10 protein-coding genes are annotated in these 14,009 nt (G+C 42.6%); 2 read left to right on the forward strand and 8 right to left on the reverse strand.

Annotated features, from left to right (window positions below; translation table 11 throughout):
- Nucleotides 1–286 precede the first annotated feature (286 nt).
- The 6 genes from AC3KVK_RS07415 to AC3KVK_RS07440 are packed head-to-tail and all read right to left on the reverse strand — an operon-like array spanning nt 287 to nt 6,753.
- Nucleotides 287–973: a response regulator gene (locus AC3KVK_RS07415; protein WP_490312334.1), complete on the reverse strand. Its 687-nt coding sequence runs from the start codon at nt 971–973 to the stop codon at nt 287–289.
- Between the two features lie 11 nt (nt 974–984).
- Nucleotides 985–2,325 carry a hypothetical protein gene (locus AC3KVK_RS07420; RefSeq protein WP_518526934.1) on the reverse strand — a complete coding sequence of 447 codons (1,341 nt, stop codon included), beginning with the start codon at nt 2,323–2,325 and terminating at the stop codon, nt 985–987.
- 43 nt (nt 2,326–2,368) lie between these two features.
- The gene (locus AC3KVK_RS07425; RefSeq protein WP_490312336.1) at nt 2,369–2,761 is read right to left on the reverse strand and encodes a hypothetical protein; all 393 of its coding nucleotides are present in this window, start codon (nt 2,759–2,761) and stop codon (nt 2,369–2,371) included.
- On the reverse strand, nt 2,758–4,311 hold the full coding sequence (locus AC3KVK_RS07430) for an ATP-binding protein (protein WP_490312337.1): 1,554 nt from the start codon (nt 4,309–4,311) through the stop codon (nt 2,758–2,760). Before AC3KVK_RS07430 ends, AC3KVK_RS07425 begins: the two co-directional genes overlap by 4 nt.
- A 32-nt stretch (nt 4,312–4,343) precedes the next feature.
- Nucleotides 4,344–4,748, reverse strand: coding sequence for a hypothetical protein (locus tag AC3KVK_RS07435; RefSeq protein ID WP_490312338.1), 405 nt, complete (start codon nt 4,746–4,748; stop codon nt 4,344–4,346).
- Nucleotides 4,749–4,791: 43 nt separating this feature from the next.
- The gene (locus tag AC3KVK_RS07440; protein WP_490312339.1) at nt 4,792–6,753 is read right to left on the reverse strand and encodes a serine protease; all 1,962 of its coding nucleotides are present in this window, start codon (nt 6,751–6,753) and stop codon (nt 4,792–4,794) included.
- Nucleotides 6,754–6,961: 208 nt separating this feature from the next.
- On the opposite strand from AC3KVK_RS07440, the gene AC3KVK_RS07445 reads away from it, so the two are divergent.
- Nucleotides 6,962–7,099 carry a hypothetical protein gene (locus tag AC3KVK_RS07445; RefSeq protein ID WP_490312340.1) on the forward strand — a complete coding sequence of 46 codons (138 nt, stop codon included), beginning with the start codon at nt 6,962–6,964 and terminating at the stop codon, nt 7,097–7,099.
- A gap of 98 nt (nt 7,100–7,197) precedes the next feature.
- On the opposite strand, the gene AC3KVK_RS07450 is transcribed toward AC3KVK_RS07445, so the two are convergent.
- Nucleotides 7,198–10,620 (reverse strand): S8 family serine peptidase, encoded by a 3,423-nt coding sequence (locus AC3KVK_RS07450; RefSeq protein ID WP_490312341.1) that lies wholly within the window; start codon nt 10,618–10,620, stop codon nt 7,198–7,200.
- A 290-nt stretch (nt 10,621–10,910) separates the two neighbouring features.
- On the reverse strand, nt 10,911–13,136 hold the full coding sequence (locus AC3KVK_RS07455; protein WP_490312342.1) for a TonB-dependent siderophore receptor: 2,226 nt from the start codon (nt 13,134–13,136) through the stop codon (nt 10,911–10,913).
- A gap of 301 nt (nt 13,137–13,437) precedes the next feature.
- Here AC3KVK_RS07455 and AC3KVK_RS07460 point away from each other — a divergent pair, with 301 nt between their 5' ends.
- A complete protein-coding gene (locus AC3KVK_RS07460; RefSeq protein ID WP_490312343.1) occupies nt 13,438–13,974 on the forward strand; it encodes a prepilin-type N-terminal cleavage/methylation domain-containing protein in 537 nt (178 codons plus the stop codon).
- Nucleotides 13,975–14,009: the final 35 nt, after the last annotated feature.

Genomic DNA, 14,009 nt, shown 5'->3' on the forward strand with positions numbered 1-14,009 from the left:
AGGCACTGTGCCAGTGCTAATTATTGGCATCAATTTGCAACTTCACTTGGCCATCATTCCTTACTAATATCAACGCGATTAGTGATGTCTGTTCGTCAAAATCAAAAAACTGTTCCTCCCCCGCTTTAGTGGACACCTCCTCATCACTGTGATTGTGAGTCTCTATTTTATTAATTTTTTTGTGTGTTGGTGGCTAGAACCACACCCGAAAGATGTGTGTTCATCGATTTAGGCTCCACGTCTAGGACTTATAAAATCACGGCTCAAGTGATCTGTTTGCAGAGTTTTAACCTGTAAACAAGTAGCCTTTGGAGCGCACGGTTTTAATGAGGCTCGGCTGGTTGGCATCAAGTTCTAATTTACTGCGAAGGGCTGAAATATAAATATCCACTTGACGGTTTTGACCATCGTATGCGAGGCCCCAAAGCGATTTAAAAATATAGTCTCGGGTAATCACTTGGCCTCGGTGTGCAATCAGCAGTAATAACAGGTCGTATTCTGGTGCGGCTAACTCGAGAAGTTGGTTTGCTTTTCGAACTTCTCGTTTATGTTGATTGATATCGATACCAATGAGTGAGAGATCTTGCTCTTGTGTGGGCGGGGAGTTGACTTCACGGCGCAATAACGCTCTGCATTTTGCTAAGAGTAGGCGTGGTTCGATGGGTTTGGATATGTAGTCGTCAGCGCCAAACTCTAAACCGAGCACTTGATCTATGGTATCGCCCCGTGCAGTTAACATGGCTACTTTGCCTGAAAAAGTGGGTTTGATTTGTTGAAATACTTGCATGCCATCAATATCGGGTAGCATTAGGTCGAGTAGCACGAGATCGGGTTGTTCGGCATTAATTTTCTCAACGGCTGTTTTGCCATCACTGATCACTGTGCAATTGAACTCAAATTGTTGAAAAAATGCTTGTGTTAAGTTCGCCAGTTCAAGGTCATCCTCAACGATTATCAGGTTATATTTATCCATTGATTACCATCTTAAAATTCAAAATTAAAGCCGAGTTTGATGCGTACAGTATTACTGTGAATTCCCGAGTATATATCTGATGAGCGCTCCCCCCAGTCGGCCGAAAGAAACGTCGCTAATTGTTCATTGATTTGATACTCAACCTTAGAGCCGATCCGCACACTTTTATCGATGGCGGCGAATTCACTTTTCTCATCGAGCCCATAAATTCTGGCTAAATCACTTTGATTGTAATTTTGTTGAAAAAAGTGCACGTAGCCTACCGCACTCCAATTATCTTGCAATTGATACACTAAGGCTGTTTTGACAATACCGCCTTGATAATTCAAGCCATCACTGGCGTCATTGTTTTTCAACTCGAATTGTACTTTAGCTAACAAACGATTGTTGTAAAAAAGTTTATTCCATTCGATGCCCGCCGCCCACGAAACATTATCAAACCCTAAGTTGGTATATGAGAAATCGCCAAATTTGACTTCTATGGTTTCAAAATGGCGATCCATGTATTCGCCATAAACATGCCATTCGCTACTTTGAAAAAAGACACGATAATCTAACTTTAGGGCGCTGGATTGGATTTGCGGTTGCCCGCCGCGAAATTGATTACGTTGCTCAAATTGCAAGGCGATTTCTTTATCGCTGGAAAATGGCCAATTAATTTCGGAATCGAACTTAAAGAGTAACTTGTCATATTCGCTAAAATCTGCGTTATCAATGTTACGGATCAAAAGGGTATTCTTCCAATTAACATCACTGCCAGCATAGTCGAAGTTAATTAAGGCGGTTGATTCAACAAATGCTGAGTTGGGTTTTTCGAGCAGGGGCGAGAGATCTAGGCCGATCTCTTCTGGCATGACGATTTCGCCATCTAAGCTATAAAGGAATCCTTTTTGCGAAATAAAATATTCTTTGCCATCAGGTAACTCAAAGTAAAAACTATCTAAAAATGGGTCATCATCTAAAAAGTAATCGCCAAAGCTAAATCTAACATTATCATCGTAGCCCATAGCGACTGATCCAATCAGCCCCCATTGATGATGAGGTGTTGGATTGGCGATTTGATCAAATTGCAGGTTGATTTCATTGAGTAAGATATCGATATTAAACTGCACATTGTCGGGTAAGTCGGGGGCGTTTTTTAGCGTAAGTAAATGTGACTGAGCTTCGGTGAATTTTGCCAATTGCATTTGTGTTAAAGCGAGTTCTAAGCGCACTCTATGCTGATCAGGCGTTTGCGTCAGTTGATAATTCAGCAGTGTTTCTGCCGCGGCCCACTCACCGCGTTCAATATGCTGCATGGCTTGCTCAAACATGTTAAGTGGTGCTGCTGTTGCACTCGTAACATGAGGCATGAAGTGAGTCATAAATATGACTGCGAAAGCGAAGGCGCGGAGTTTAATAGTCTTCATTGTTTTCAATCTCTTGTTTTACTTTTTCTTCAAGCGCTCTGAGTTCTTGTTTCATTTTTTTGATGTCTTTTCGTTTTTTATCTTCGTCGAGTGTGCTTTTAGCGGTGCTAGAAATACTTGTTGTATCATTTAATAAATTGCTTTTGTCTAGCTCACTAATCGCATGTTGTAATCGCCCCTTTATGCCGACGCCAAAACGTTGGTGTGGCTGATATTTTTTATTCCAGTCGCCCCAATCTATGGTTTTTTGATTGGGTTTAACGGCTGGTGACTCTTTTTCGGCTGGCTTTTTATCAGAGCCACTTGTTTGTGTGGGTTGGGCAAACAGATTATTAACGCCTAGCAAGCTCACTAAAATAATGAGCACTCGTATGCTCATGGTGTACCACCTAGTGGATAAGTGAACGAAATCCGAAAGTGTGCGCCTATTGGGCTCTCGATTAACTCAATCTCTGCCTGATGCTGTAGAGTAATTTGTTTGACTATCGCAAGGCCTAAGCCATAGCCGCTGGTGTTGTTACTGCGGCTTTGATCTTGTTGGTAAAAGGGCTCAAAAATATGCTGTTTGCTGCATTCATCCACCCCTGGACCATCGTCGATAATATCAATCATCTTTGTGCGCTCACGTTGAGTGAGTGAAACGGTGACCTGAGTCGTTGCAAACCGAGCCGCATTATTGAATAAATTCTCTAACATGCGGGTGAATAACTGTTTATTGATGAAAGTAGAAGTGCGTTGTTCGTGATTGAAAATAAAAGTGATTTTAGGAAAAACAATTTTCATTCCATCAAGGATGGTTTCAATTAAGCCAGTCAGATCAACCGGCTCCTTTGCCACTGTATGGTTTTCAGATAGTTTTTCGTAACTGAGTAAATCACCAATCAATAGATTGAGCTGGTTAAGATCTGCTTTGGTTTGCTCGATTAAGCAGTTATCGGCACCGACTTGAATACTTAAGGCTTCTAATCTGAATTGTGCTTTTGATAGGGGAGTTCTTAAATCATGAGAAACAGCACGAAACATGTGATCTTTTTGTTTGATTAAGCGAGTAATACGCTGGGCCATTTGATCGATTTTCCAAGTTAATTGGTTAATCACATCGAGTTGCTCTGGCATGTTAGGAGCTTGGATTAATTCTGGCTCTATTGCATCGACTTTATGTTGAATATAAGTCAGTCTATTAACGATTAAACGGATAATGAGCATTATCAGTATCGCGAGTGTGACTAATACGGCTATGAAACCCGACACTAATAACCAATTAGGGTATTGTTCAAATATGTTGATCGTACCAAGCTTGAGTAAATCTGGTGAGTTGCCCCAAGGCGCGTACACATCAAACGATAAGCTGCTATCGAATTTCGTTTGCCACACAATGACCATTTCGCCGCGGGTTAAGCGTTCTATTTGTTCACTATCGAAGGGGTGATCTGCACTGTTAACTCGGTTAATCGGATAGTGAAACTCCTGACTGATTATTGGATAGATGGTTTGTCTGTCTTGTGCGTTATACAAGCCTAGTTCGTTTAACAGTAAAAACGCCGTACCAGTTGCAAGCTGTTCTGTGATGCCATTGATAGCCATGTTGAGTTGTTGTTGAGCATTAATGGGGTAGCTGATCACATAACCATTTGATGCATGGCGACTTGCTGTAATGTTAACGTGACTGAGTGTGGGTTGCTGCTTAGTTGTCCAAAGGCTCACATCCATCAACGATGCGACTAGCTCCAGCCAACGCTCGCGATCGGCATCATTTTTTTGTCGATTCACCCCTTGCTTGAGCAAATACAAAGTCCCTGATAGCTGTTCAGTTAAATGCTGCTGATAACGGTGGTGATTTATCTCTGAAAATACGAAATAGGTCAGCAATAAAACCAGGCTTATTGCGATAATGACTGAACCGTAAATTCGTAAGAATAGCGTATGCAAATGTTCTCCTCGCGTTATCAGCAGTGTGACAGTTAATCTGGCTTATGTAATTTCTTTTCGCCCCTTTTTGGGGGGGCTTGTTCATAGAGTGGGTTCAGTACGTTCACTTTATCAATGGTGAGGCCGGTTTGTGGCAACTTAAAGCTAACAGGGTAGGCTCTGGGCATCGCTCGACATAAATCGCGTTTAAGGCGCTTTAATGCGAATTCATTAGTGCCTTTGTGTATTTGATGAATGAGCTCAAAATCGTCTTTGCTGGTGCAGCCATGTGATTTGACAATAAACGAAATAGAATCGGCTTTGATATCAACACTATAAATGTTTTCGAGGCTCTCGCGCTCTGCCGCGGTCATTTTATCTGATAGCGCTGTGCTACTACATCCTACAATCACTAATGTTGATAACGTCATAAAAATAGCGAGGTGAATTTGCTTCATAATCTTAAAGCCAGCGCTCGGCACTGGCTACTCCAAGTGTGAGTTAAACTAATTTTCTGCGTGTCGCAAAAACCAATCCTACCAATAATGCAATAATACCGGTACTGCCGCTACTACGCTTAGGCTTTTTATTAATGGTGACATTCACAGTTTTACTGCTTGTTGCGCCATATGTATCGGTGACTGTGACTTTAAAGGCTAATGTTTTGGCTGTTTTATAGGCCGGTGCTGTTAAGTTTATTACCGCTTGAGTTGCATCAGGCAAAGTAATTTGACCTTGAATGACTTCCCATTGGTAGGTTAAGTTATCGCCTTCGGCGTCTGTACTGTCACTTGCATCTAAGACAAAACTTTTTTCTTCTTCAACACGGATGCTGGCTTGTTTCACTTTGCTCTGCGGGGCGGTGTTTTTCAGTACCGTTGACACTTCATCCAGATACGCTTTATCGTCACCAATAGCATCAAAATCGGCTTGGTCCTTGCTGTAAATGAAAGCAATACGGTCAATGCCTTCTTTGAGCGTGATTTCTTGGCTGGCGAAGTCAGTTGTTTCAACCCCAGAAGCACGCAATACCAGCTCATTATTATGGCGGATCGTTAAGAAATCCCAATCGGTTTCTGATGACACTAAGTGTTTAAAGTTGAATTTTTCAATGCGGTCATTTTCAATTGTTGCCAGTAACACACTGTTTTGGAAATGAGTAATGTCGCCGCTTGCTATCGCAGAATCTCCTTGCGATGTTTTGCTTGTTTGTACGTGCCAAGCAACATCACCGCCACTCCACCAGTGCACAAAATCATTATTGCTGCCTACAATGTTATTCATGTTTTCTGATGATTGCTCGAGAGCATTGGCTGAAAAAAGCATGACAGCTTCTTTATTGATGGCATCGTTGGTCTTCACTTTTAATAGAAATTCGCCTTCAGTTTCCGTGCTTGTTTTAATCCGTACGATAATGTCGCATGTTTGATTAAAGGCCAGTGTTTGTCCTTCACATTGGTTTTGTACCACTTGTGCTAACTCTAAACCTTGGCTTTCTTCGATCATGGCACTGGTGACCATAAAGGTGTCTGCACCAACATTCTTGATTGTAAAATGCTTTTGCTGGTCGAATGTGTGTTCTACGTAACCTTGATGATTAATTTGCAGATAAGACACCCCAGATTTTTTTGCTTCAACCCAATCGTTAAATTTTGACACTCGTGCATACACGCCCGGTGCGTTGGGGGCTGCACACCCATCACCAAAACTGACAACCCCAGCCTGATACCATTCTTGTTGATGTTTAAAAATAAGCGGGCCACCACTGTCACCTTGGCACGAGTCTTTTCCACCTGCAACTAAGCCTGCACAGATCATATTATCAGTAATGCCGGTTTCGCCATCTTGGGTGTAATCGGCGATACATTGCTCGCGGTTGTAAAGCGGTACCGTCACCTCTTGTAAAATCTCAGGGTATTCAGGCGCCGCTTGGCTGTCTGGATTCATATTTCCCCAGCCCATAACAATCAATTCTGAACCGTCTGTTAAGCCCGCTTCAATTTCTGGCGTGATCAGTTTAATGGGGGTAATACCTGTTACTTCTTCGGTGAGTTCAACAATGGCGATATCATTGTTAAGACCGATATCAGCATAATTTTCATGCAGATAGATTTGCGCAACGCTAAAACGTTTACCTGACTCAGGTTTTGTTGTGTCGTGACCGCCAATCCAGACATGCATATTTTGAGCTGTCGCACCTTCAATACAATGGGAAGCTGTCAATACATAGCGCCCGCCAATATATGATGCACCACAAAATGGTGATATTTCATCTTCTTGAGCTGAAATTAGCGACGTCATAAAGGGATAATCACCTGCAACAGCAGGCTTGCCGTCAATAATGCGTGGGGTGAATTGATTTAACGACTTTGCATTGAAGCCCGCTGTTTTAGCAGCCACAGCAATGGAGGAATTAAGCATAGCAACACTTGCAAGCGTTAACGATACAACAAATTTGTTCATAACATTTCCTATATTTTTTATGGTGTCTTGACTGTATTAGAAACGTTTTTACAACATGACAATATTTAAGAATTGTAGTTTTATGTAGTAAAAAGTTGGCTTATGTAGTGCCGTTGCATCTGTAGTGGCCGATTTAACTTTATGAAATGATAAAACTGTCAGGTCAGTGTGCTGGATAGCCAGCGTTTAGTGCCTGTTATAGCCTTTGGTGATTCAACTCATTAATCGCACAATTTACTATTCGCCAAAAAATCTAGTTGCGCAGCGCTTTTTTGCTCGCCTTGGTTTTATTGAAACGGGCATGGATGAACAAGACGAAGATATGCTGGCCGTTATCAGTATTTAAGAGCGCGGTTTGTCGGTTTTTGGTTAGATAGATGAGTGCTTAATAGATGAGAGTCAACATTGCACACAGTTTGTACAATGTTGACGATTATCGTTTATTTAATGGTTGAGTAACACAGAAGGGGAGTTCATCTCGAGGTCGTCACCATCTCCACCTTTTGCCTGGGTGACATCAATGACCACTTTAGCAGGCTCAGATTCATTCCCTTTTACGTCAATAGCAATGACTTCAAGGTAAATGGTCTTCAAATTGATCTGAGAGTTAAGGTAGACACTGTTCGACAATATGACCTCTCCATGTTGATTGATTGTTATCCCCATTAACGTTTGCGAACTGAGGTAATATTCAGCGACAGCATGGTCGAAGTTCGACTCTGTGATTTTTAGCTGACCAATGAGCGTACCGCTTGGCGCATTGCTGGCAACATTAAAGTACGCATTTTCTAGCTTTGGTGCGTGAATGTCTGGAAATGTTGCGAGCCTCTCAATTGGCACAACTTGTAAAACATTGTGTGCAGCGCTTAATACAAAGCTCTGCGATGCTTCAACAACGGCTTGTTGTCCTGGCTCTAAAACAGAGATGGGTTGTTTATTTTGAGGATCAGTCAAGGAGACGCCAGTCATCGTCGCAAATTTTGCACTCCCTAATACGCTGTCGGTTGTTTCATAAATACCAAGTTGGTAACTAGGATACCCCACCGAGGCTTCGATTGTTAATTCACTTCCTAACTCAGCATCATAGAGACCAATTAAGTCACTACAGGCAGAAAGCGTAATTGTGTCAGAACCATACGAATGATACATAGGTGATAGATATGCCCAATTTGGGCTGCCATCTTTCATAGCACCAGAAACCGTTCTGACTCGGCCTTTAACCTGAGCGTATTGACCCACATCATTATAATTTGACAATGCATAGTCATAGTGATTGTCGTTATCAATATCAACATTTAACATGACGCCAATTTGACGAAGATGATTGATTTGATCTCTTAGTTTTATCGAGGCCGTAATGAGCAAGCCAGAATTACAGTTACTGGCTTCAATCGTATTAAACGTTGTGGCGAGTATATTAAATGGTTTTTCATCCTTAGATGCTTTCTTTCCTTGAGCAACAAGTTGTTCAGTAATAAGCCTGTGTGTTGTTGAGCTTGTATTGGTCACAGCCCAGTGTGTCACTTCTTCAACACTGGTGGTATCAAGAGCTAACGAAGGCTTTGCTTTAGGTAAAATGTGATACACCAAATGCAGATCGTTGTCTTGTTCTGTCGATAAGTCATTAAAAATTAGTGCGCCATCAAACTCGACATTTGTGAGTGCAGAAAAGAGTGCTTCGCCTTGTTCAGTTGAGTATGGGTTTTCTAACGTCCAGCTTGGTAATTTACTCGGGTCAATTCTAAGGCCGACATCAAAGTTAGTCATTTGCCCTGGTGAAACAGTGACGCTTTGCGGTAGGTCCCAAGTTAACGCATTACGCGCTTGGTCGTTGTCATACCGAGAAGTAACACTTAAATAATAAATCTTTTCTTCAGTCGAAAAGTTTTTAATTGTCACTGTTTTTTTAAAGGTTGAGACTTCGTCTAACACTTGTAAGCCATAAGATAACGCGGCTTGTTTTGTGTCGTATTGTTCATCATGAACCCAGGCTGCTACGGGGAGGTTTATCGCTTTTTCTACATCGACTAACCCAGCGCCGATTAAACTAATTGGGGCCAGTTCCGAGGCTGGAAGTGAATCTGAAGGTGCATTTGTGACCATAAGATTGGCTGAGTTCATTAACGTTGCTTTAATTTCAAACGCATTTCGCTCTGGTAGGGCTTCGCGTACTAAGGCAACAGCCCCAGCGACTAGTGGGGCAGAAAACGAAGTTCCCGTATTTGGTGCGAGTTGGTTTAGGCTACCTGTTTCAGCTAATAGGATATCCGTGCCCGGTGCCGTGATCTCTGGCTTTAATAAGCCATCCATAGAAGGGCCGCGAGAGGAAATAGACCCAACGGCACCATTTGTTTCTTTCATAGTGGTAACAAAGCTAAATGAGGGGCGCCTATTTTGAGATAATTGTGTTTTTAAATACTGGCTATCTTGCAAGGTGACTGAAATGACTCTGATAGTGATGTCATTTGTATGAGCCCTTGCACTCATCGTGGGGGGAGTTCCATCCCGATCATTGGCAATAATAACGAACGCAGCACCGCGTTGTTGTGCTCGAAGCACTTTATCAACAAAACTACAGGAGCCTCGATCTATTAATACTGCTTTGCCTGTAAAGTCGGTCGATTCAGCAAAATCGACACAGGCTTGTTTATTCAAGTTAGGATGAACAAGGTCGATATCGTCACTATTGAGCTCAAATTCCCCTTGCAAACCAAAGGAAGCTAAACCAATTGTTGTTTCTTCGCCGCCAATGATAGCGCTTGGGACAGCAACCATTGCTGTCGGGTGGGTCATTGCCCCAACAGAAAGCACATTGGGAGTTGAACTTGGTTCAGATACAACAAATGGATAATTACCATTATTCCCAGCCGAAGCAACGACGTTAACACCTAATTTCATCGCTCTTTGCAATAGATATTGTACACCAGAGAGCTTGAGTGATTGACCGAATTCACTACCATAGGAGAGATTGATCACATCAACGCGATCAGCAATATTTCCATCGCCATTGGGATCCATAGCGGCTTCTAAGGCCAACGCTTGAGCAGAACCTGAACACCCTGCTGCGCACACAGAATAGGCGATAAGAGAAACATCAGGCGCGACGCCACTTATTGCATGAGAGACGGCGGTGCCATGAGATGTTTTTTCGCTGTTTGGATCTGAAAGAGGCGCAGTGGGGTCATTTTCTATTGGATCATCATCATATCTAATAAAGTCAGCTCCTCCGATAACTTGACCTTGAGGCCATGCAACACTAGTCGGATCTGATTGTGCTTCATCATAAGCTGCTTGGGTACCAGCACCTCCAAAAACAGAGTGAGTGTAATCGAGCCCAGTATCGAGAACCGCTACAGTTTGTGTTGCGCCAGTCGCAATATGATTGGCCACAATCGGTGCGGCTTTAATGTATTTGACTGAAGCATCAATGTGCAACTGGTTGTCATATAAAGGCAAGATGCGCTCAACACGTGGGTTTTTTCTAAGTTCTGTCAAAGTTTGCGGCTTTGCATGGATGATTATGCTGGGCGCAAGTAATGTAGTACGACCAAAAATCGAGGCTGTAGTATCTAGCCTAATTAACTCGTTTGTTAATGATTCTTGGCTTTGTTTAATAGCCGCGAGGCGCGCAGATTTTTGCTGAGTATTCTGCCCGTCTTGCATCATTAAATCATTGGGTGACTCTGTCCTTAAAATGACCATAAAGGCAGAGGGAGAAATTTCAATTTCGTTGTGACTAAAAGGCGTCACTGGGTAATCACTAAATTTGTTGGCAGGTTCGTGTGCTAAAAGAGTATGACAGCTAACAAACAGTGCCCCTGACACGACTAAAGAGAGTCGTGATTTATTGAATATTCTTTGGTACATCCAAGCTCCAATTTTTATTTTTAGTTTGTAGTGAGTGCGGGGAAGTTTTTAGTATAAAAATAGGGGGACAAGGTACAGGATATATAAGGTGAACACAAATTATTAACATTAAATTTATGGATTATTTCGTTCTTTTTCAGTGATGTGGGTCAGTTTGCTGAAATTAATCTCTGTTTAATCAATTTTTAATTTCATGTAGTGCGCTTGTGTGGGCGTAAATTTGAAGGTAATGAAGTACAGCCAATGCATAACAGTGATATACGTTGGCTGCACTCGTTGGGTGTTAGCGATTAAAAGCGATAACGGACATTAGCGCTGACAGTGCGGCGCTGGCCATAAAAACAATCGCCACGGTACAAACAGCTGGTGATGACTGTTTTGTCAGCAAGGTTATCAATGTTAAGGCTTAAATCAAATTGATCGAATTCATAACCTAACATCAAATCAAACAAGGTGTAATCGTCGGTTGTTTTTGTACTGTTTAACGATTGGCCCATAAAGTTAATATCGCGGCTGCCATCGTAAGTTTCACCGACATACCTAAAACCAGCGCCTACTTTTAAACCAGGTAACCATTGCTCTGGGCGGTAAGTAACCCAAGTGTTGAGCATGTGCTTAGGAGTGGCAGAAAGCGGGGCGGTATTAGTCAATGCTTGGCTTAAATACTGAGTCTGACCTGTTAAGTACAAGGCGATTAATTCATTCAGCGATTTGTCCGAAGTATGCTGTTCAGAGGTGGTGTATGCATATGCCGAATACACATCGACGTGCTCAAATTCAAGTTGCGCTTCAATTTCTACCCCTGAGATATCAACACTGCCATCTTGTACTGTTACTTCAGGTGAGACGCTACGAGTACGATTTTTGTCTGTGATATCAAAATATGAGGCTGTAATTAAATGCTCAGTACCCTGTGGCTGATATTTAACACCGAACTCAATTTGTTCTCCTTGCTGGGGTTTAAAGCTACCACCTTGAGGGCGCTCGCCATAGATAGGTAGGAAAGACTCTGAATAACTGGCATAAGGGGCGATCCCATTTTCGAAGCTGTACAAGATCCCCAAGCGACCCGTTGTAGCACTTTGAGTTAATTCTTCCGCATTAGGTCGATTATTTTGGCTGGTGACTTCATCATAACGAAGCGCGGCACTTACCGTCCAATGGTTAAATTGAAGATTATCTTGTATGTAAATACCTATTTGTTGATCGTTGTTTGAAGGGGTATCAACAATGAGATCGGCGGTCGGTAAAAAGCCGGTTTGGCCATAGGTTGGGGTGTATAAGTCGAGCGCTGTATTTACTTCAATTCCAGTATGCGCTTTGATTGCACCTGGAGTGAGGTAAACACGATCTGTGTCGGTATCGACATTCTGATAATCAACCCCGACGACTAATGAGTGTTCGACGCTGCCAGTGTCAAAATGACTATAAAGGCGTAAATCAGACGTGAAGGCATCGGCTGTCGACTCTTGTAAGCTGAAATTACGTACTAGGGTGCGTTTATCGGCTTGGAATTTCGGTGGCCATGCATACATCGTGAAGTAAGATGCGTCGCTGGAGACTTTTCTTGCAGACCAACTGACTGAAAATACATCATTAATGGTGTGGTCGATCATTAGGGTGAGTGCACGTTGTTCCGTATCGTATTTATCCCAGCCGGGCTCGCTTACAAAACGTGATGAGTCGATTTGGCCATATTGAGCAGGTAAAATAGTCCCTTCATGAGGAAAGAATTGGGTACTTGAACCCGATTCATTTTTTTGAAAATTAGTCAGCACAGTCAGGCGTGTATCATCATTAATTTTCCAGACTAAACTTGGCGCAAATAATAGCGAATTATCATCGACATAGTCAGTTTGTGTCTTACTGTCGCGCGCCAAAGCCACAAAACGGGCTAACACTGTGTCGTCTTCGTTTAAGGAGGTGTTAAAGTCAGCGGCTAGTTGTTTACGGTTGAAGTTACCCAATTGGGCCCAAATCTCACCGGAGGTTTGTTCGTGCGGGCGCTTACTGACTGAGTTTATGATCCCACCTGTTGAGCCTTGACCATAGAGCATCGAAGAGGGGCCTTTGAGAATTTCAATGCGCTCCATGTTATAGGGATTGGCACGCACGTTGTTGTAGTGGCCAAACATCAATTGTAAGCCATCTAAATATTGATTGGGCGCAACGCCACGAATAGTCGACCAATCACCACGCGTATCAACACCATACGGGCCGTTATATACGCCAGCAACATAGCCAATCGCATCTTGTAACGTTTCAGCCCCTAAATCGGCGATTCGCTTTGAGGTTAATACTGAGACAGAAATCGGCGTTTCAATAATGGGCGTATCTGATTTACTTGCAGAAGCGCTGGTGTAAGAAATCAATCCTTTAGGGCTTACGGTAATGGTCTCGATTTCTTCTTGGCTTGCTTTTTTTATGGCGTCTTGAGCAAACGATTGACCCGACATCGCCAATAAAGAAGCGAGCAGGAGGTGTGGATATTTTAATTTTAATTTTAAATTATTCATGAGTCATTTTCTGGTTAGAGTAAATATTCGATGCGCATTGTAATGGTAATGATACTGATTCGCAATTGTGATTATTGCTTTTATGTGTTTGATATTATTGAGTGGTTAGTTGCATGCGACGATTTAAGGCAAAAATAGAAAAGTAAGGATTACGTGGGTGCTGATGTTGATTACGCTATTGGCTTGTTGTCAGAATGTGTTAGTGTGATTGATGTTTTGTCACAGAGACTTAATAACACGAACCGAGCATTAAAAACACATTTGTGCCCGAAACAGCTTTTTATCAATGAGTAATGACAGTATGGCTAAAATCTTATCATCCCATTCACACCCGTCAGGTTTTACCTTAATTGAGCTCATCATTGTTATTGTGATTCTGGGGGTGCTAGCTGTGACGGCCACCCCTAGATTTTTGAATCTGCAAGATGATGCAAAAACGGCCGTGATCCAAGGTGCCCAAGATGCAATGAAAACGGCTGTTGCCATTTTCAAGGCAAAAAGCCTGACAGCAGGGGATGGTTTTACCACAGTAGTGGAGTTTTCAGGAGTGAAGGGAAGTCATCATCAGCCGTATGCCGCAACAGGTACAGCTGGTGGATTTGCTATTGATTACTCTTCTGCACCTGAGATATTTGAAGCGGCAGGCCTGAATGTGGAAGATTGGCGTTATCGGATTTATCTCGACAATGGCAGCTACGCGGTGGTGGCAACGCCTAAAGGTACTTTGCCCCAAGCACAGCCTTCTGAAGCACAAGTCAAAGCGACTCAATGCTACTTTAATTATCATTGGAAAATATCCGGTCAACCGGACATCAGTGTTATAACTTCGGGCTGCTAAATCTGCAGTACTATCGACCACATCATTAGCAGCGC

It is taken from the genome of Pseudoalteromonas sp. J2K-J979 (assembly GCF_058169715.2).